Origin of the sequence: Paraburkholderia sp. WC7.3g, from assembly GCF_050436345.1 — a bacterium.
GTDB classification, from domain to species: Bacteria; Pseudomonadota; Gammaproteobacteria; order Burkholderiales; family Burkholderiaceae; genus Paraburkholderia; species Paraburkholderia podalyriae.
Genome location: NZ_JBNDMA010000001.1, coordinates 1,853,765 through 1,871,995 on the forward strand (window position 1 = coordinate 1,853,765; position 18,231 = coordinate 1,871,995).

Below are 18,231 nucleotides of genomic sequence, written 5' to 3' on the forward strand. Positions count from 1 at the left end.
TAAGAGCTTCCAATGAACATATCCAAATTCTTCATCGATCGCCCGATCTTTGCCGGCGTGCTATCGGTATTGATCCTGCTCGGGGGCATCATCTCGCTGTTCAAGCTGCCCATTTCCGAGTACCCGGAAGTCGTGCCGCCTTCGGTGGTGGTGCACGCGCAGTATCCGGGCGCGAATCCGAAGGTCATCGCCGAGGCGGTCGCCGCGCCGCTCGAAGAACAGATCAACGGTGTCGAGAACATGTTGTACATGCAGTCGCAGGCGAATAGCGACGGCAATCTGACGCTGACGGTCACGTTCAAGCTCGGCACCAATCCCGACCTCGCCACGCAGCTCGTGCAGAACCGCGTCAATCAGGCGCTGCCGCGTCTGCCGGAAGACGTGCAGCGGCTCGGCGTGACGACGATCAAGAGTTCGCCGACGCTGACGATGGTCGTGCACCTGATCTCGCCGAACGATCGCTACGACATGACGTATCTGCGCAATTACGCGCTGCTCAACGTGAAGGATCGGCTCGCGCGAATTCAGGGCGTCGGCGAAGTGCAGCTATGGGGCTCGGGCGACTACGCGATGCGTATCTGGCTCGATCCGCAGAAAGTCGCGCAGCGCGGTCTCACGGCGACTGAAGTCGTCAACGCGATCCGCGAGCAGAACATCCAGGTCGCGGCCGGTGTGATCGGTGCGTCGCCGTCGGTGCCGGGCACGCAGCTGCAGTTGTCGGTGAATGCGCGCGGCCGTTTGAAGACCGAGGGCGAATTCGGCGACATCGTCGTGAAGACCGCGCCCGACGGCGGCGTGACCTATCTGCGCGATATCGCGCGCATCGAGCTCGCGGCGTCGGAATATGGTCTGCGTTCGCTGCTCGACAATAAGCCCGCGGTTGCGCTTGCGATCAATCAGGCGCCGGGTGCGAACTCGCTCGCGATTTCCGAGCAGGTGCGCGCGGCGATGAAGGAACTCGCCGAAGACATGCCGGCCGGCGTCGAATACCGGATCGTCTATGACCCGACGCAGTTCGTGCGGTCGAGTATCGAGGCGGTGATCCATACGCTGCTCGAAGCGATCGCGCTGGTCGTGATCGTCGTGATCGTGTTCCTGCAGACGTGGCGCGCGTCGATCATTCCGTTGATCGCGGTGCCGGTGTCGATCGTCGGTACGTTCTCGCTGCTGCTTGCGTTCGGCTTTTCGATCAACGCGTTGTCGTTGTTCGGCATGGTGCTCGCGATCGGGATCGTGGTCGACGATGCGATCGTCGTGGTGGAGAACGTCGAGCGCAACATCGAAAGCGGGCTCAGTGCGCGCGATGCGACCTACAAGGCGATGCGCGAAGTGAGCGGGCCGATCATCGCGATTGCGCTGACGCTCGTCGCCGTGTTCGTGCCGCTTGCGTTCATGACGGGTCTCACGGGCCAGTTCTACAAGCAGTTCGCGATGACCATCGCGATCTCGACGGTGATCTCGGCGTTCAATTCGCTGACCCTGTCGCCGGCGTTGTCCGCGCTGCTGCTGCGCAGCCACGGCGAGAAGGAAGACTGGCTGACGCGTGTGATGAATCGTGTGCTCGGCGGCTTCTTCAAGCGTTTCAACAAGGTCTTTCATCGTGGTTCGGAAGCCTATGGCCGCGGCGTGACCGGCGTGCTGCGTCGCAAGGGCGCGATGCTCGCGGTGTACGCGATCCTCGTCGGTGCGACCGTGTTGGTGGCGCGGGTCGTGCCGGGCGGCTTCGTGCCCGCGCAGGACAAGGAATATCTGATCGCGTTCGCGCAGTTGCCGAACGGTGCGTCGCTCGATCGCACGGAGAAGGTGATCCGCGATATGAGCGCGATCGCGCTGAAGCAGCCGGGCGTCGAAAGCGCGGTGGCGTTCCCGGGTTTGTCGGTGAATGGCTTTACGAATAGTTCGAGCGCGGGCATCGTGTTCGTCACGCTGAAGCCGTTCAAGGAGCGCGGCAGCAAGAAGCTGTCGGCAGGCGCGATCGCCGGTGCGTTGAACCAGCAGTACGGCGCGATCAAGGACTCGTTCGTCGCAGTGTTCCCGCCGCCGCCGGTGCTCGGGCTCGGCACGCTCGGCGGCTTCAAGATGCAACTCGAAGATCACGGCGCACTCGGTTACGCGGAACTCAACAAGGCTGCCGAAGCATTCGTGAAGCGCGCGGCGCAAACGCCCGAACTTGGGCCGACCTTCTCCAGCTATCAGATCAACGTGCCGCAACTGAACGTCGATCTCGATCGCGTGAAGGCGAAGCAGCTCGGCGTGCCGGTCACGGACGTATTCGACACGATGCAGATCTATCTGGGCTCGCTGTACGTGAACGACTTCAACCGCTTCGGCCGTGTGTATCAGGTACGCGTGCAGGCGGATGCGCCGTTCCGTCAACGCGCCGACGACATCCTGCAACTGAAGACGCGCAACGCGGCGGGCGACATGGTGCCGTTGTCGTCGCTCGTCACGGTGACGCCGACGTACGGGCCGGAGATGGTGGTGCGCTACAACGGCTACACGGCGGCCGACATCAACGGCGGCCCGGCGCTAGGCTTTTCGTCGGGGCAGGCGCAAGCCGCGGCCGAACGCGTCGCTGCCGAGGTGCTGCCGCGCGGCGTGAAGCTCGAATGGACCGACCTCACGTATCAGCAGATCCTCGCCGGCAACGCGGGCATGTGGGTGTTCCCGATCAGCGTGCTGCTGGTGTTCCTCGTGCTTGCTGCGCTGTACGAAAGCCTGACGCTGCCGCTCGCGGTGATCCTGATCGTGCCGATGAGCGTGCTGTCCGCGCTGACCGGCGTGTGGCTCACCGGTGGCGACAACAACATCTTCACGCAGATCGGTTTGATGGTGCTGGTGGGCTTGTCGGCGAAGAACGCGATCCTGATCGTCGAGTTTGCGCGTGAACTCGAACACGATGGACGCAGCCCGCTCCAGGCGGCAATCGAGGCGAGCCGTCTGCGTTTGCGGCCGATTCTGATGACGTCGATCGCATTCATCATGGGCGTGGTGCCGCTGGTGTTGTCGAGCGGTGCGGGCTCGGAGATGCGTCACGCGATGGGCATCGCCGTGTTCTTCGGCATGCTCGGCGTCACGCTGTTCGGCCTGATGCTGACGCCTGTGTTCTATGTGGTGCTGCGTTCGCTCGCGGGCGGGACGATTCACGTCGCGCAGAAAGATTCGCCGCGCTATGGCGCGCCCGTTACGGACGCCTGAGGAGAAAACAACAATGAAACGCTTTGAATCTCGCTTTGTATCTTTGCGCGGATGGGGCCGCGCGGCCGCGAGCGGGTTGCTGATCGCGCTGCTGGCCGCTTGCTCGGTCGAGCCGACGTACCAGCGTCCCGACGTCGATACGCCGGCGGCGTTCAAGGAAGCGCCCGCGGTGGCGACGTCGGCTGCGGCGTCGTCGGGAGTGGCGGCTGGTTCGGCCGCGTCGGCACAAAACACCGGCACATGGAAGCCGGCCCAGCCCGCCGACGACGCGCTGCGTGGCGAATGGTGGAAGGTGTTCGGCGACCCTCAGCTCGACGCGCTCGAAGAACAGGCCGCCGCGGCGAATCAGGACCTGAAGGCCGCGGCCGCGCGCGTGCAGCAGGCACGCGCGGTTACGCAGGCGGCGAAGTCCGACTGGTTCCCGAAGTTCGACGCGGGCTTCGGCCCGACGCGCGAGCGTGCGTCGGCGGCGTCGCAATTCCAGCCGGACAGTGCGGGCGGCACGACGGGCACGATCTGGCGCGCGCAGGTCGGCGCGTCGTATGAAGCGGATCTGTTCGGGCGGGTCAGCTCGAACGTGAACGCGTCGCGCTCGGACGAGCAGCAGAGTGAAGCGCTGTTCCGTTCAGTGCAGTTGTCGTTGCAGGCCGATGTCGCGCAGAACTACTTCCAGTTGCGCGAGCTCGACACGGACCAGGACCTGTATCGCCGCACCGTCGCGTTGCGCGAGGACACGCTGAAGCTCGTCCAGCGGCGCTTCAGGGAAGGCGATATCAGCGAGCTGGATCTGTCGCGCTCGCGTAACGAGCTCGCGAGCGCGCGTGCCGATGCGGTCGGCGTGGCGCGGCAACGGGCCGCCTCGGAGCATAGCCTCGCGATTCTGCTCGGCAAGCCGCCCGCGGACTTCTCGTTTGCGGAAGAACCGCTCGCGCCGGTGGCGGTGCGCGTGCCGCCGGGTTTGCCGTCGGCGCTGCTCGAACGCAGACCGGACATCGCGGCAGCCGAACGCGCGATGCAGGCAGCGAATGCGCGCGTCGGGCTCGCGAAGTCGGCGTTCTTCCCGAAGCTCGACATCACCGGCGCGTTCGGCTTTGAATCGGCGACGCTCGGCGATCTGTTCATGTGGTCGAGCCGCGCGTTCATCCTCGGTCCGCTCGCGGGTACCGCGCTGACGGTGCCGATCTTCGATGGCGGCCGTCGTAAGGCCAATCTCGCGCAGGCCCGTTCGAAGTACGACGAGGACGTCGCGCAATATCGCCAGCAGGTGCTCGTGGCGTTCCGTGAAGTCGAGGACAATCTCGCCGATCTGCGCTTGCTCGACGATCAGATGCACGAGCAGAACGACGCGGTCGATGCCTCGCAGCGCGCCGCGCATCTGTCGCGCACGCAGTACACGGAGGGCGCGGTCAGTTACCTCGACGTGATCGATGGCGAGCGGCAGGTGCTGCAGTCGCAATTACAGGCGAGCCATCTGGCCGGTACTCAGGCGGTCGCGACCGTGAATCTGATTCGCGCGCTCGGCGGCGGTTGGGGCGATGTGGCGGCGGGCGGGACGGCAGTGGGGGCGGCTTCGACGCCAGCCGATGCGTCTGGCTCCGCGGCGGCTTCGCTGGCTGCGGCTTCCAACACCACGGCTGGGACCGCATCCGTTCCCGCGCAACAGCAGGTGGCCAGGCGCTGAGGTTCAAACCGTGTTAGCCAGCGCCTGATCAACCACGTCACCCACGCCGGGCCGCGCGCAAGCGCCGTCCGGCGTTTTTTCGTGCAAATCCTTTTTCGCGCTTGGCATTCGGCACGCTGGTTTGCGGCTTTGCGCGGCGCGAAGGCGAAAAAAAACCGCGCAGTTCAATCACTGCGCGGAATCATCTGAGCTTCGGTTTGAATCGGGCTGCCGCGTCTCGCGTCGGGAGAATCGGTCGATCAGGCGGCCTGCGCGACCTGCGCTGCGCCGAGCGCTTGCTGGCGGGCGGCAGCCGCCTTCTTCGTCTTGCCGGCGCGCGACGGCGGCTGGCACGCGCCGCATACGACGTTGTGCTGCAGGTCGTGCTTGTGCGCGACGAACTTGCCGGTACAGCGGCAGCATTTGGTCAGCTGCAGGATGTCCGCGTCGAAGAAACGCACGAGCGTCCACGCGCGCGTCAGATCCAGTACGGCTTCGGTTTCGCTGTGCCGACAGTGTTCGAGATACAGCCGATAGCCCTTGGTCAGCGCATCCAGATGCGAGCAACGCGCCTCGTTCTTCAGGAACAGATACGTGTTGTAGAACAGCGACGCGTGAATGTTCGCGAGCCACGTCATGTACCAGTCCGCCGAGAACGGCAGCATGCCTTTGGGCGGCGATACGCCCTTGACCTCGCGATACAGGCGAATCATACGGTCGCGCGACAACGTCAGCTCGCTCTCGAGCACCTGCATGCGGGCGCCGAGCTCGATCAGCGCGATCGCGCGAAATACTTCCTGTGCATCTTCGGTCAGGCTTCGCTTGAGCATTGCAGTCACCTCGATCAGGCAAATTGCTCGGCGGGCTGGCCTGCAAGCAGGATCGCCGTGTGGGTCGGTGCAACGGCGGCGTGCTTCGTCGTTTGCGTCAACGCCGACAACATCGCATGGTCGTTGAAGCGGAAGAAGCACAAAAGCTGGTCGGAAGAGGCCAGCTTGACGATCTGCGCGAGCGACAGCCCGGCAAGCAAGTCGGCCAGTTCCGACGACAGTCCCAGCCGGAACATTCCGACCGGTTTGTCCTCGCGCAACATGCGTTGCGCGAGCATGATGTAAGACAAGTTGATCTCGCGGATTGAATCCAGCGTCTCGCTGCTACGGTCCATTTTTTCTGTTTCCGAAGCCCCGAATTACTATGTCGGCTTTGCGCCGTTATGTCTTTTCTGCCTCGCCGGAAACGTTGCCTCCGGCTACGTGTTGCGATCTGCGACAGACAGCGAACATTTGATACAAGACGTTACATTTCGTAACAGCTCGGACGAATTGTATGAAGCGTAAAACCAGAAAGCAATCCCTTGTCGAAAAAATATCTCAAAAAAATGCATCAATTTTCGGTAAGTTTTTCACGCCATTGTAACGAATGATGCGAGGTGGATTTTCAGCCTTTCGAGACTCCCTTCTAATCCATGAAAACCCTTGCTGGGTGGGAATCTCGCGCAACGGTTCGAGCGCCGGGCCACCCTGTCAGGCAATCGGCAAATTGGCTCGAAATCAGAAAGGGAATAGAAAGCGATGGAATTGGCGGTAATAAATACTCGCACTGGACGGCGCGTGAGGGGCAGATCGAGGTTGTAACGCGGTGATGCACCCCCGGTTACAAACTCTGCAAGGCGGAGCCGGAAATTTGTAACGACGCAGTAAGGATCAGTAGCCGGTCTGGCGAATCGCTCGGTGAGTCGGGCGGACGGGGCGCGCGGGCGGCTAGCCGCGCTGATGTTCGGCAAACTCGCGCAGTGCCGCGGCGGTTTGCTGATCCGCCGGAAAGAACGCCTCGATAGCGAGTTCCGACAGGGTAACGTCCACCGGCGTGCCGAAGACTGTGGTGGTGCTGAAAAACGACAGCACGCCAAGCGGCGTGCGCAGCCGCAATGGCACGGCGATCTGGTTGAGAGCCGCATCGTCCGGCGTGGTGGCGTCGGCATCCGGCGGCGCGGGATAGGCGGCCAGTTCGTCGCGCAGTGCGCTCAGCGTGTCGTCGCCGCTGACGTCGATCTGCCGTTGCAGCCGGGCCAGCACATGCTCGCGCCACGCATGCCAGTTGACGATCGACGCCGCAATGCCTTGCGGATGCAGGCTCAGGCGCAGCGCGTTGACCGGCGGCTTCAGCAGTTCGGGACTCGCGCCGCTCAACAACGGCGCAATCGCATTGTTGGTCGCGACGATGGTCCAGTGCCGGTCGATCGCGAGTGCCGGGTAGGGCTCGTGTCCGTTGAGCACCAACTCGACGGCTTCACGCGCGGCGGCGAGCTGCGGGTCGGAGAGCGGGCGTTCGCGAAACAGCGGCGCGTAACCGGCCGCGACGAGCAGCGCATTGCGCGCGCGCAACGGCACGTCGAGGCGCTCGGCCAGATGCATGACCATTTCCCGGCTCGGCAGCGCGCGCCCTGATTCGACGAAGCTCAGATGGCGCGTCGAAATGTCGGCCTCCGTGGCGAGCAGCAACTGACTCATGCGCCGCCGCTGCCGCCATTCGCGAAGCAGATCGCCGACCGCGCGGGTGGCAGTCGGCGCGGATGACGGAGCCGTTTGTGCGATAGAGAGTGTGTTCATGCCACCGATCATAGTCGAAGCGCGCAAGCAATCGATTACCTGACAGGTAATGCTCCGCCAAATTTCAATGCGTGCAAGCGGCGCTGCATCCGCTTGATTACCTCCCACGTAATCGACGCAATGCACGCGAGCAGCCAATCTTCATTCCGAGCCCGCCGCATGCGATGCGTATGCCGCGCGAAGTGCTCAGTCCTGCCAATCAAGGAGTTTCAGATGAATGCGCATACCGATTTGATCGACCGTTATTTCGATAGCTGGAACGAGACCGATGGCGCGCGCCGTCGCGAGTTGATCGCGGCAACGTGGAGCGCCGATGCCGACTATCGCGACCCGCTGCTGGCCTGTACCGGCCACGATGGCATCGACGCGATGATCCGCGCGGTGCATGAGCGTTTTCCGCATCACACGTTTCGCCGTACGACCGACGTCGACGGCTTCGCGAATCGCCTGCGGTTCTCGTGGACACTGACGACGCCCGCGGGTGAGGCGATCGTAAAGGGCTCGGACTTCGGTGTGGTGGACGAACATGGGCGCTTGCAAGCGGTCACCGGTTTCCTCGACGAAGCCCCCGGCGGCGCCTAAGGCGCTTTACACGGAGACGATCATGCACGAGCCCGCCGCTGCGAAGCCTGCACACATCCATCTCGGGTTCCTGCGCGTCGCGGCCGCGCTCGACGCGTTATCGAGCGCGATCGCCGGTTTTGCACTGCTCGGCGGCGCGCGGGCGTTCATGTTCATCGCACTGCTCGGCTGGCGCGAGCCGGTGCTCGGTGGCGCGGGGCTCGTGCTGCTCGCGGTGGTCGGATGGCTGCGCTGGCAGTGTGGTGCAAGCGCAGCGCCGCAACCCGCGAGATGTGCTTGCTACAATCGATCGTCGTGCGGATGATCGTGTGACACGCATCATCTTGCGCAAAGCACACGACCCACCCCCGCGGCAAGTTCCCAACCGACCAGGAAACCCTGTGCTGAAAAATCTGGACCCGCTACTGAATGCCGATATCCTGCACGCACTGCGCTCGATGGGCCACGGCGACGAGCTCGTGATCTGCGACGCCAACTTCCCGGCCGACGCGGTCGCGCGCGATACCGTGCTCGGTAAGCCGCTGCGTCTCGACGGTGTCAGTTCGCCGCGTGCGATCCGCGCGGTGCTGTCGGTACTGCCGCTCGACACCTTCATCGAGCATCCCGCGTCGCGCATGGAAGTGGTTGGCGAGCCGCATTCGATTCCCGCCGTGCAGCGCGAGGCGCAAGCCGAGGTCAATGCGGCGGAGGGGCGCGAGGTGCCCTTCGTGTCGATCGAGCGATTCGCGTTTTACGAGCGTGCGCGCGAGGCGTACTGCGTGATCGCGACTGGCGAGGAGCGCGGCTACGGTTGCTTCGTGTTCACGAAAGGCGTGCTGCTCGCGCCGGACGCGCCACGCGCATAGTCGTTTCAACCTTTTTCGATTCGTCACGACAAACCATGAGCTTCCAGCTAGACAGTCTCGACCACCTGGTTCTGAACGTCGCCGACGTCGAAGTCAGCGCGGCGTGGTACGCACGGATGCTCGGCATGCGACGCACCGAGTTCGCGTCGCGCACCGGCACGCGCGTGGCGATGACCTACGGCAATCAGAAGATCAACCTGCGTCCCGCGTCGGCTGATACCGTCGCATGGTTCACTTCGCGCGAGGCGGTGCCGGGTACGGCGGACCTGTGCTTCGTGACCACCGCGAGCCCCGACGACGTCAAGGCGCACTGGCTCGCGCAACACGTCGCGATCGAGGCGGGACCGGTGGAGCGCGACGGCGCGCGCGGCAAGATGACGTCGGTGTATTGCCGCGATCCGGACGGCAACCTGATCGAGGTCGCCACGTATCCGCCCGCCTGAGCGAGCTTGGAAATCGCCGTCATTGCACATATGCTCAGGGGCGAGGCAGGGAACTGAGGCCGTCCGTTCGGGTCAGCAGCTTATTCAATTACAGGAGTCCCCCAATGTCGCGTCCCGTCGATTTCGGCATTATTTTCATCGCCCGTCTTGCGCTTTCGGTATTGTTCCTGTGGAGCGGGGTGATGAAGCTGCTGGGCTATGCGGGCTTCGTCGGCTACCTGCATTCGAAGGGCGTACCGTTCGTACAGATCGCCGCGCCGATCGCAACCGCGGTCGAAGTGCTCGGCGGCCTGCTGCTCGTGGTCGGCTTCAAGGTACGGCCGCTCGCGCTGATCATGGCCGTGTATACGGTCGCGACGGCGGTGCTCGGCCACGACTTCTGGAATATCACCGACCCGGCCTTGCAACACGACATGGTGATCCATTTCTGGAAAAACATCGGCATCGCGGGCGGTTTTCTGCTGCTATTCGTGACGGGCGCGGGGCGTCTGAGCATCGACGGCGCGCGCGCGCCGCGCGGCGGCCTCAGCGGGTTGTGAGGCGCGAGCGCGCGCACTCCACGCGGCCCGTATCCTGCTACGCAGCAGGGGTCCAATCCGTGGCAATCAAGGGAGTAGATGATGATTCAGAACTTCGAGCAAATGATCGGCGGCAAGCTCACGCAATTGTGCGCGAGTCTCGGCGAAGGGCCGACGCCGCATCGCGTGATCATCAGCCTCGCGGATTCCGCGAAGACGCTGGTGATTCTGGATGCGTCCGGATTCATCGGCGAGCTGAAGGCCGAGATCGAGGACCCGCAGAAACTGGTCGCCGATGCGATCGCCAAGGTGCGCAACGAAGGCCTGATCGAGCGCGCAATCGATACCGGCATCATTCAGGAGGCGTCGCTGTAGGCAAGCGCGTTACGCACACCGCTTACTGACTCGCGGCGCTCGCCCCGCGCGCAGAGGTTGCCGCGGCGTGCGGCTCCGGATGCACGAAACACGCGAGCACGAGGCCCAGCACCAGCAAGCCCACCGAGATAGCCGTCGCCGCCTGCATCCCCTGCACGATCTGCGTCGCGGCCGCGCCGCCCGCGAGTGCGCCGAACGCCGCCACGCCCACCGCGCCACCGGCCTGGCGCGCCGTGTTCAATACCGCCGACGCCGTGCCCGCGCGCCGCGCTTCGGTCGATGCGAGCACTGCCGTGGTCATCGCCGGCACCGCGAGTCCCATGCCCGACGGAATCAGCAAAAACGGCAGCAACAGGCCAATCAGCGGCGTACCGGCGTCGACGAGATGCAGCAGGCCGTAGCCGAGACCTGCCGTGATCGCCCCGAGGATCATCGGCACACGCACGCCGAAGCGGCCGATCACCCAGCCGCTCGCGACGTTCGAGATCAGGAAGCCGCCTGTCAGCGGCAGGAACGCGAGGCCCGCCTGCAACGGCGTGTAGCCGCGTACGCGCTGCAGGTAAAGGCTCAGCACGAACACCATGCCGTAATACGTCAGGTTCACGCAGATGCCGAACAGCACGGCGGCGCTGAACGTGCGCGTGCCGAACAGCGACAGCGGCAGCATCGGACGCGCGACGCGCGCTTCGACGAACACGAACGCACCCGCCGCCAGCAGCGCCAGCGCGAAGCCGCTCGCCACGAGCGGATGCGCGAGCCCGAGCGGCCGCCATTCGATCACCGCGGCGACGAACGCGGTCAGCGCGACGATCGCGAGGCACTGGCCGCCGAGATCGATGCCTCGCGGCTGCGCGTCAGTGTTGCCGCGAGCGGCGGCCGACGCGCCGCGCTGCGCGGTTTGCGCACGCGGGACCCACAGCAGCGTCGCCAGCAGGCCGGCCGCGCAAATCGGCAGATTGACGAGAAAGATGCTGCGCCAGCCGAACGCGGCGATCAGCAGACCGCCGGCCACCGGCCCGGCCGCAATCGAAATCGCGCCGGACGCAGTCCACAGGCCGACCGCGCGGGCCCGGAGCTTGGGTTCGTGGCCGAACGACTGATTAAGCAGCGCGAGCGAGTTCGGCAGCATCGCGGCCGCGCCGATGCCTTGCACCGCGCGCGCGGCGATCAACATCGGGGCGTCGAGCGCGAGCCCGCAGGCCAGCGACGCGAGCGCGAACAGCACGATCCCGCACGCGTACATGCGCCGCGCGCCGAAGCGGTCGCCGAGCGCGCCGGCGGACAGCATCAGCACCGCGAACGCGAGCGTGTACGCATCGACGACCCATTGCAGGCCCGCGACGTTCGCGTGCAAGTCAGCGCCGATTCGTGGCAGCGCGATGTTGACGATGGTCACATCGAGTTGCGTGACTACGAAGCCGACGCTGACGCTCGCGAGAACGCGGCCGAGCACGGGCGAAAAGGAGGGGGTGGAAGAGTTCATGACTGCATCGTAAGCCCGATGCAGCGCACCACGTTTCGGCGTGGCGTGAAGTATGGATGTCGCTTTGCGAGCGATCGCGCGTAAAAAAGTGCGCCGTCGCCGAGGGCTTCGTCGACGCGCTAGCTGTGAGTCAACGCGAGATCCGCCCGATCAGCGCGCCGGCGGCGCATCCTTGATGAACAGCGTGGTCAGCGCGCCAAGCACGCAGATCGCCGCGACATACAGCGGCGCGGCCAGCTGGTTCGACTTCATCATCAGCGACACGGCGATCGGCGTCAGACCGCCGAACACCGCATACGCGACGTTGTACGAGAACGAGATGCCCGAGAAGCGCACCATCGGCGGGAAGCCGCGAACCATCACGAGCGGAATCGCGCCGATTACGCCGACGAAAAGCCCGGCCAGTGCATACAGCGGCACGAGCAGGGACGTATCGACGGCCAACTGGCGGAACATCACATAGTACGTAAGCGCAAGCGCAAGCCCGCCGACGAAAATCGTGCGACCCGCGCCAATGCGTCCGGCGATCGAACCCGCCATCACGCAGCCGATGGTCAGACACAGCGTCGCGACACAGTTCGCGAGCAGCGCGGTGGCCGGCTCGATGTGGAATTGCTTTTGCAGCAGCGTCGGCGTCATCAGGATCACGACGACGATTGCCGCCGACAGCATCCACGTGAGCAGCATCGACACGACGACCGCGCGGCCGTGATCGCGCAGCACGGCCTTCAGCGGCACTTCGGCGGCGATCGCCTCGCGCTGCTTGAGCTCGGCGAACACCGGCGTCTCGTGCAGCCAGCGGCGCAGATAAACCGAGAACATGCCGAACACGCCACCGATGAGGAACGGAACACGCCACGCATACGCGGAAATATCAGCCGGCGTGAAATGGCGATTGACCGCCGACGCGATCAGCGAGCCGAGCAGAATGCCCGCCGTGAGGCCGGCCGTCAGCGTGCCGCACGCATAGCCGACGTGCCGCCCGGGCACATGCTCGGACACGAACACCCAGGCGCCCGGGACTTCGCCGCCGACCGCCGCGCCCTGCATCACGCGAAACAGGAGCAGCAGCACCGGCGCGAGTACGCCGATGCTCGCGTAGGTGGGCATCAGGCCCATCAGCAGCGTCGGCACCGACATCAGCAGCACGCTCAGCGTGAACATGCGCTTGCGGCCGAACAGGTCGCCGAAGTGCGCCATGATGATGCCGCCGAGCGGCCGCGCCAGATAACCGGCCGCGAAAATGCCGAAGGTCTGCACCTGACGCAGCCAGTCCGGCATCGCCACCGGGAAGAACAACTGGCCGATCGCCGGCGCGAAGAAAACGAAGATGATGAAGTCGTAGAACTCGAGCGCTCCGCCGAGCGCGGCGAGACCGAGTGTCTTGTAATCGCTGTGCCCAAGCGGGCGTGGGGTGACAGCCTGCGCTCCACCCAGATTTGTCGCTTGCATTGCTTTGTCGTTCGATGAATTGGGAGCCACGCGGCAGACGCGTGGACATACGGCGGTGGTCGGGCGAGAAGTGTGGCAGGCGCTGGGTAGAGCACGGGACACGGGCGCGCCGTTCGGATAAGGCGGGCGCGCTGACGACAGAAGCCGGCGCGGATTTTACAGGATGAAAGCGGGAGCCTTGCGGAAGCGCTCAGTTGGGCGACGAAAGCGGCTGAAATTAAGAATGCTCCGACGGGAGGGACCGGATGCGCCCCCGAGAATGACCTGCGTGTCCTTGTCGAGAGTTCATCCCATGCGCGTTGCTGTCCTTCAGCGTGACCCGGTCGTGCGCCAGTCGATTGAAACAATTCTGGTGAGAGCCGGCCATTTCTGCGCGACCCATGAAAACGCCCTCGCCATGTCGAGGACGCTGGCGCACTCCACGATGGATCTGCTGGTGCTCGACTGGCAGGATACGCGGCCAGCCGGCGCGGACCTGTTGCGCTCGGTGCGCCGCGTGGCGGGTGAGCGCGTGCCGATCATGGTCGTTTCGAGCGACGGGTCGGAACAAAGCATGGTGCGCGCGCTCGCCGGAGATGCCGACGATTACCTCGCGTTGCCACTGCGGCACGCCGAGTTCCGCGCGCGTGTCGCGGCACTGCTGCGGCGCGCGTATCCGGAGCGCTGCAGCGCCGCGAGCTGTTTCGAGATTGGTCCCTATCGCTTCGACACGATCCGCCGGGCGGTCACGCTGCGCGGTGAGCGGGTACGGCTGTCGCCCACGCAGTACCGGATCGCGGCGCTGCTGTTTTCCAACCTCGATCGCGTGATGTCGCGCGATCATATTTACGCGACGGTGTGGGGCCGCGAACTGCACGAATTCACGCGGACGATCGACAGTCATGTGTCGCGGCTGCGTCTGCTGCTCGCGCTCGAGCCGCATAATGGTGTCCGGCTGCAGCCCGTGTATAAGACCGGCTACCGGTTACTGTGGCTCGGCGAACCGGTGTCCGGGGGTGAAGATTTGCAGTCGGCGCGGACGGCATGAGGTCGCGGCGTTCAGGTATATGCTGAAATCCGCGTTGTAGCCCGTCGTGCCCGCCAGCGCTGTTCATTATCCTCGTGTTCAGGTATCGGTTGGCCCGGTTGCCGTGTTCGGAGATGATTGCCGGCGCACGCACCGAACAGCAGCACGTTTCGCGCGCCCCGCGCGCGGCGGGTCCCGCACCGCCCGGCTATGCGAAAATCGTCACAATCCGCGCGCACGCGCACCAAGACCCACCGCCCCGCGATTCCTACCATGGGCGACATGAAAACCCTCAACATTATCGACTCGCACACCGGCGGTGAGCCCACCCGCCTCGTGGTGTCGGGTGGCCCGGACCTGGGCGGCGGCACGCTCGCGCAACGGCTCGACGTTTTCCGCACGCGCTTCGACGACTGGCGCGCCGGCATCGTCACCGAACCGCGAGGCTCGGACGTGGTGGTCGGCGCGCTGCTCTGCGAACCCGACGATCCGACCTGCGCGGCCGGTGTGATCTTCTTCAATAACGTCGGCTATCTCGGCATGTGCGGGCACGGCACGATCGGGCTCGTCGTGTCGCTCGCGCACATGGGGCGGATCGGGCCCGGACGTCACCGCATCGAAACGCCGGTCGGCGTGGTCGAGGCGACGCTGAACGAAGATGGCGGCGTCGCGGTGCGCAACGTACCCGCGTATCGCTACCGCAAGGCGGTGCCGGTCGATGTACCGGGCTACGGCGTGCTGACCGGCGACATCGGCTGGGGCGGCAACTGGTTTTTCCTCGTCGCCGAGCATGGGCACGAGCTCGAAGCCGCGAACATCGCGAGCCTGAGCGCGTTCAGCTCGGCGATTCGCGACGCGCTGATCGCACAGAACATCACCGGCGCCAACGGCGCGCTGATCGACCATATCGAGCTGTTCGGACCGGGTTCGCGCGACGGCCTCGACAGCCGCAGCTTCGTGCTGTGTCCCGGCAATGCGTACGACCGCTCGCCGTGTGGCACCGGCACCAGCGCGAAGGTCGCGTGTCTCGCGGCCGACGGTAAGCTCGCCGAGGGAGCGGTGTGGCGCCAGCAGAGCATCATCGGCAGCGTGTTCGAGGCCAGTTATCGCGCGGCGGGCGATGGTATCCATGTGATTCCGACTATCACCGGTCACGCGCACATCATGGCCGAGGGCCGTCTGTGTTTCGACGAGCGCGATCCGTTCGCGTGGGGTATTCGTACCGCATGAGCCCGGACGCGCTGATCATCGGAGCGGGCATCGTCGGTGCCGCTTGCGCGGCGGAACTGGCCGCGCTCGGCATGCGCGTCGCCGTGCTCGACGCGCAGCGCATCGGCGGCGGCGCGACGGCGGCCGGCATGGGCCATATCGTCGTGATGAACGACTCGCCCGCCGAATTCGCGCTTAGCCGCTATTCCCGCGAGCTGTGGCTCGCGCTCGCGCCGCAGCTGCGCGAGCGCGACGGGTTCGCGCGCTGCGGCACGCTATGGGTCGCCGCCGACGACGAGGAATGGCAAGCCGCGCGCGCAATGCAAGTGGCGTTTGCGGCGCAAGGCGTCGCCGCGCAACTGCTCGACGCGACCGAACTGCGCGCCTGCGAACCGGCGCTTGCACCATCGATGGCGGGCGGCTTGCGCATCGAACACGACAGCATCGTGTACGCGCCGACTGTTGCCGAATGGCTACTGATGCAGTCGCCGCAGGCGGCGAATATCAACGTGCGGCTCGGTGCGCCGGTCGCATCGATCGATGCGGAGGGCGTCACGCTGGCGAGCGGCGAGCGCATCAGCGCGGCGCGCGTGGTCGTCGCGAACGGCCTCGGGGCAGCGCAGTTGCTGCCGTCGCTGCCACTGCAGCCGAAGAAGGGCCACCTGCTGATCACCGACCGCTACCCGGGGCTCATCCGTCATCAGTTGCTCGAACTTGGCTACATCAAGAGCGCGCATCACGCGACCGGCACGTCGGTCGCGTTCAATGCGCAGCCGCGTCCGACCGGGCAACTGCTGATCGGCTCGTCGCGCCAGTTCGAAACGATCGATCCCACCGTCGAGATGCCGGTGCTCGCGCAGATGCTGCAACGCGCCGCGCGATATCTGCCGGCGTTGCCGACGCTCAGCGGCATCCGCGCGTGGACGGGGTTTCGTGCCGCGTCGCCGGACGGCCTGCCGCTGATCGGACCGGCCGGCGAATTTGCGTCCGACGTTACACGTGGTTCAGCGTCCGGCGTGTGGCTCGCGGTCGGTCACGAAGGGCTCGGCGTGACGACCTCGCTCGCGACCGCGAAACTGCTCGCGGCGCAGATCGCGGGCCACGCCGCGCCGATTCCATTTGAACCGTATCTGCCGGTCCGTTTTGCAGAACAGGTGGCTCATGACTGACACTGACACGGCGCGCATCCGTTTGACGGTCGACGGCCGCAGCGTCGAAGTGACATCCGGCACGACCGTGGCCGCGGCGCTCGCGATCGCGGGGGTGAGCGGCTCGCGGCTGTCGGTCGAAGGCGAACCGCGCGAGGCATTGTGCGGGATGGGCGTATGCCAGGAGTGCCGCGTCACGATCGACGGCCGTGCGCACGTGCTCGCGTGCCAGACGCTGTGCCGCGACGGCCAGCGCGTGCAGACACGAAACGGGACAGTACACGCATGACTCAGCACTTCGACATCGTCGTGATCGGCGGCGGTCCGGCTGGGCTCCATGCCGCGCGGGCGGCGGCGCAGGCGGGCGCGACGGTTGCGCAGATCGACGACAATCCACGCGCTGGCGGTCAGATCTGGCGCCAGGGGCCTGCCTATCCGCCGCAAGCGCCGCTGCGTGCGTTGCTCGCGGTGTTGCAATCGCAGCAAAACTTCACTGACTGGCCATCGACCCGTGTGATCGCGCCGCTCGGCGCGCAAGGCTTGCTGCTCGAATCCGCCGAACACGGCGGCGTGTCGATCACCTATGACAGGCTGATTCTTGCGACCGGCGCGCGCGAGCGTCTTTTGCCATTCCCCGGCTGGACCCTGCCAGGCGTGACCGGCGCGGGCGCGTTGCAGGCGCTGATCAAAGGCGGCATGCCGGTGCGCGGCGAACGGATCGTGATCGCCGGCAGCGGCCCGCTGCTGATGGCCGCGCTCGCCACCGCCCGAGAAGCCGGCGCGCGCGTGATCGCGGTCGTCGAGCAGGCGTCGGCGGCCGATGTCGCGCGTTTCGGCGTGTCGTTGCTGCGCGAGCCTGCGAAGCTGCGTCAGGCGCTCAGTCTCACGCGCGGCTTCGGCGGACTGCGCTACTGGACCGGTAGCATCGTGCGCGAAGCGCGCGGCGCGCAGCGCGTGCAACAGGTGACGATCCGGCGCGGGGAGCGCAATGTGACGCTCGATTGCGACCGCGTCGCGTGCGGCTACGGACTGCTGCCGAACGTCACGCTTGCGCAGGCGCTCGGCTGCGCGATCAACGACGCGGGCGAGATCGTCGTCGACGATCAGCAGCGCACGTCGCTCGAGCGCGTTTATGCGGCGGGCGAGTGCACGGGCGTCGGCGGCGCGGAGCTTGCGTGCGCGGAAGGGGAAATCGCTGGTCTCGTCGCGAGCGGCGCGGCCGCTGCGCTACCCGCCGCGCTGCGGGCGCTCGTTTCGCAACGCGCGCGCTGGCGGGGCTTTGGCGCGCGCGTCGCGGCGTCGTTTGCATTGGGCGAGGCCGCACGCATGCCGCCCGCCGATGCAACGCTGCTGTGTCGCTGCGAGGATGTGAGCGTCGGCGAGGTGCGCCGCTGCGCCGACTGGCGCGACGCGAAACTGCAGACGCGCTGCGGTATGGGGCCTTGCCAGGGACGCATCTGCGGCGCGGCCGCGAACCTATACTTCGGCTGGCCGGCCGCCGCGCCGCATCCACCGTTCAGCCCGGCGCAAATCGGTACGCTGATGAGCGCCGCCGAACCGCCGACAGCGGCGCCATGACGGCTCCGCGCTTACCCGCGGCAGATATTGGCGGGCGCCGCGCGGCTCTATAATCGATCGAGGCTGCCCGGCCGCATTGGCGCAGCGATCCCGCGGACGCAATCCGACGCATTCAACCAGGCACG

Annotated in this window: 18 protein-coding genes; 13 read left to right on the forward strand and 5 right to left on the reverse strand. The window is 65.7% G+C overall.

Annotated elements, in window-relative coordinates; genetic code table 11:
* Positions 1-12: 12 nt before the first annotated feature.
* Both OKW43_RS08605 and OKW43_RS08610 read left to right on the forward strand, forming a co-directional pair.
* Positions 13-3,198 carry an efflux RND transporter permease subunit gene (locus OKW43_RS08605; RefSeq protein WP_429446549.1) on the forward strand — a complete coding sequence of 1,062 codons (3,186 nt, stop codon included), beginning with the start codon at positions 13-15 and terminating at the stop codon, positions 3,196-3,198.
* A gap of 13 nt (positions 3,199-3,211) precedes the next feature.
* Positions 3,212-4,879: an efflux transporter outer membrane subunit gene (locus tag OKW43_RS08610; RefSeq protein ID WP_429446551.1), complete on the forward strand. Its 1,668-nt coding sequence runs from the start codon at positions 3,212-3,214 to the stop codon at positions 4,877-4,879.
* Positions 4,880-5,118: 239 nt separating this feature from the next.
* Here the strand turns inward: OKW43_RS08610 and flhC are convergent, their stop codons facing one another.
* From flhC to OKW43_RS08625, 3 genes are all read right to left on the reverse strand, one after another.
* A complete protein-coding gene (gene flhC / locus OKW43_RS08615; RefSeq protein ID WP_187635738.1) occupies positions 5,119-5,688 on the reverse strand; it encodes a flagellar transcriptional regulator FlhC in 570 nt (189 codons plus the stop codon).
* A 14-nt stretch (positions 5,689-5,702) separates the two neighbouring features.
* Entirely contained in the window at positions 5,703-6,023 is a 321-nt protein-coding gene (flhD, locus tag OKW43_RS08620; RefSeq protein WP_018434215.1) for a flagellar transcriptional regulator FlhD, read from the reverse strand.
* Positions 6,024-6,618: 595 nt separating this feature from the next.
* Positions 6,619-7,467 (reverse strand): helix-turn-helix domain-containing protein, encoded by an 849-nt coding sequence (locus tag OKW43_RS08625; protein WP_429446554.1) that lies wholly within the window; start codon positions 7,465-7,467, stop codon positions 6,619-6,621.
* A gap of 213 nt (positions 7,468-7,680) precedes the next feature.
* On the opposite strand from OKW43_RS08625, the gene OKW43_RS08630 reads away from it, so the two are divergent.
* From OKW43_RS08630 to OKW43_RS08655, 6 genes are all read left to right on the forward strand, one after another.
* Complete coding sequence (locus tag OKW43_RS08630) at positions 7,681-8,049, forward strand: nuclear transport factor 2 family protein (protein ID WP_187635762.1); 369 nt, start codon at positions 7,681-7,683, stop codon at positions 8,047-8,049.
* Positions 8,050-8,071: 22 nt separating this feature from the next.
* Complete coding sequence (locus tag OKW43_RS08635) at positions 8,072-8,353, forward strand: hypothetical protein (RefSeq protein WP_429446556.1); 282 nt, start codon at positions 8,072-8,074, stop codon at positions 8,351-8,353.
* 76 nt (positions 8,354-8,429) lie between these two features.
* Entirely contained in the window at positions 8,430-8,894 is a 465-nt protein-coding gene (locus OKW43_RS08640) for an RbsD/FucU family protein (protein WP_429446558.1), read from the forward strand.
* Positions 8,895-8,929: 35 nt separating this feature from the next.
* Positions 8,930-9,337 carry a VOC family protein gene (locus OKW43_RS08645; protein WP_187635765.1) on the forward strand — a complete coding sequence of 136 codons (408 nt, stop codon included), beginning with the start codon at positions 8,930-8,932 and terminating at the stop codon, positions 9,335-9,337.
* Between the two features lie 104 nt (positions 9,338-9,441).
* Positions 9,442-9,876 carry a DoxX family protein gene (locus OKW43_RS08650; protein ID WP_187635766.1) on the forward strand — a complete coding sequence of 145 codons (435 nt, stop codon included), beginning with the start codon at positions 9,442-9,444 and terminating at the stop codon, positions 9,874-9,876.
* Between the two features lie 81 nt (positions 9,877-9,957).
* The gene (locus tag OKW43_RS08655; protein ID WP_187635846.1) at positions 9,958-10,230 is read left to right on the forward strand and encodes a hypothetical protein; all 273 of its coding nucleotides are present in this window, start codon (positions 9,958-9,960) and stop codon (positions 10,228-10,230) included.
* 22 nt (positions 10,231-10,252) lie between these two features.
* Here OKW43_RS08655 and OKW43_RS08660 read toward each other — a convergent pair whose 3' ends face one another.
* The gene (locus tag OKW43_RS08660) at positions 10,253-11,713 is read right to left on the reverse strand and encodes an MFS transporter (RefSeq protein WP_429446561.1); all 1,461 of its coding nucleotides are present in this window, start codon (positions 11,711-11,713) and stop codon (positions 10,253-10,255) included.
* Between the two features lie 150 nt (positions 11,714-11,863).
* Positions 11,864-13,165 carry an MFS transporter gene (locus OKW43_RS08665; RefSeq protein ID WP_429446563.1) on the reverse strand — a complete coding sequence of 434 codons (1,302 nt, stop codon included), beginning with the start codon at positions 13,163-13,165 and terminating at the stop codon, positions 11,864-11,866.
* Positions 13,166-13,457: 292 nt separating this feature from the next.
* Between OKW43_RS08665 and OKW43_RS08670 the strand changes: the two genes are divergently transcribed.
* The 5 genes from OKW43_RS08670 (at position 13,458) to OKW43_RS08690 (ending at position 18,106) form a co-directional block, all read left to right on the forward strand.
* A complete protein-coding gene (locus tag OKW43_RS08670; protein WP_429446565.1) occupies positions 13,458-14,192 on the forward strand; it encodes a response regulator transcription factor in 735 nt (244 codons plus the stop codon).
* A 252-nt stretch (positions 14,193-14,444) separates the two neighbouring features.
* Positions 14,445-15,401, forward strand: a complete 957-nt coding sequence (locus OKW43_RS08675) for a 4-hydroxyproline epimerase (protein ID WP_429446567.1) — start codon at positions 14,445-14,447, stop codon at positions 15,399-15,401.
* Positions 15,398-16,549, forward strand: a complete 1,152-nt coding sequence (locus OKW43_RS08680) for an NAD(P)/FAD-dependent oxidoreductase (RefSeq protein WP_429446569.1) — start codon at positions 15,398-15,400, stop codon at positions 16,547-16,549. The genes OKW43_RS08675 and OKW43_RS08680 overlap by 4 nt, the downstream gene beginning before the upstream one ends.
* Positions 16,542-16,817 carry a (2Fe-2S)-binding protein gene (locus OKW43_RS08685; protein ID WP_429446571.1) on the forward strand — a complete coding sequence of 92 codons (276 nt, stop codon included), beginning with the start codon at positions 16,542-16,544 and terminating at the stop codon, positions 16,815-16,817. The genes OKW43_RS08680 and OKW43_RS08685 overlap by 8 nt, the downstream gene beginning before the upstream one ends.
* Positions 16,814-18,106, forward strand: a complete 1,293-nt coding sequence (locus OKW43_RS08690) for an NAD(P)/FAD-dependent oxidoreductase (protein WP_429446573.1) — start codon at positions 16,814-16,816, stop codon at positions 18,104-18,106. Before OKW43_RS08685 ends, OKW43_RS08690 begins: the two co-directional genes overlap by 4 nt.
* Positions 18,107-18,231: the final 125 nt, after the last annotated feature.

Excerpts from the sequence above, each read along its gene's own strand:
- OKW43_RS08605 (WP_429446549.1), top strand. The coding sequence starts at position 13 with ATGAACATATCCAAATTCTTCATCGATCGCCCGATCTTTGCCGGCGTG.
- OKW43_RS08610 (WP_429446551.1), top strand. The coding sequence starts at position 3,212 with ATGAAACGCTTTGAATCTCGCTTTGTATCTTTGCGCGGATGGGGCCGC.
- flhC (WP_187635738.1), bottom strand. The coding sequence starts at position 5,688 with ATGCTCAAGCGAAGCCTGACCGAAGATGCACAGGAAGTATTTCGCGCG.
- flhD (WP_018434215.1), bottom strand. The coding sequence starts at position 6,023 with ATGGACCGTAGCAGCGAGACGCTGGATTCAATCCGCGAGATCAACTTG.
- OKW43_RS08625 (WP_429446554.1), bottom strand. The coding sequence starts at position 7,467 with ATGAACACACTCTCTATCGCACAAACGGCTCCGTCATCCGCGCCGACT.
- OKW43_RS08630 (WP_187635762.1), top strand. The coding sequence starts at position 7,681 with ATGAATGCGCATACCGATTTGATCGACCGTTATTTCGATAGCTGGAAC.
- OKW43_RS08635 (WP_429446556.1), top strand. The coding sequence starts at position 8,072 with ATGCACGAGCCCGCCGCTGCGAAGCCTGCACACATCCATCTCGGGTTC.
- OKW43_RS08645 (WP_187635765.1), top strand. The coding sequence starts at position 8,930 with ATGAGCTTCCAGCTAGACAGTCTCGACCACCTGGTTCTGAACGTCGCC.
- OKW43_RS08650 (WP_187635766.1), top strand. The coding sequence starts at position 9,442 with ATGTCGCGTCCCGTCGATTTCGGCATTATTTTCATCGCCCGTCTTGCG.
- OKW43_RS08655 (WP_187635846.1), top strand. The coding sequence starts at position 9,958 with ATGATTCAGAACTTCGAGCAAATGATCGGCGGCAAGCTCACGCAATTG.
- OKW43_RS08660 (WP_429446561.1), bottom strand. The coding sequence starts at position 11,713 with ATGAACTCTTCCACCCCCTCCTTTTCGCCCGTGCTCGGCCGCGTTCTC.
- OKW43_RS08665 (WP_429446563.1), bottom strand. The coding sequence starts at position 13,165 with ATGCAAGCGACAAATCTGGGTGGAGCGCAGGCTGTCACCCCACGCCCG.
- OKW43_RS08670 (WP_429446565.1), top strand. The coding sequence starts at position 13,458 with ATGCGCGTTGCTGTCCTTCAGCGTGACCCGGTCGTGCGCCAGTCGATT.
- OKW43_RS08675 (WP_429446567.1), top strand. The coding sequence starts at position 14,445 with ATGGGCGACATGAAAACCCTCAACATTATCGACTCGCACACCGGCGGT.
- OKW43_RS08680 (WP_429446569.1), top strand. The coding sequence starts at position 15,398 with ATGAGCCCGGACGCGCTGATCATCGGAGCGGGCATCGTCGGTGCCGCT.
- OKW43_RS08685 (WP_429446571.1), top strand. The coding sequence starts at position 16,542 with ATGACTGACACTGACACGGCGCGCATCCGTTTGACGGTCGACGGCCGC.
- OKW43_RS08690 (WP_429446573.1), top strand. The coding sequence starts at position 16,814 with ATGACTCAGCACTTCGACATCGTCGTGATCGGCGGCGGTCCGGCTGGG.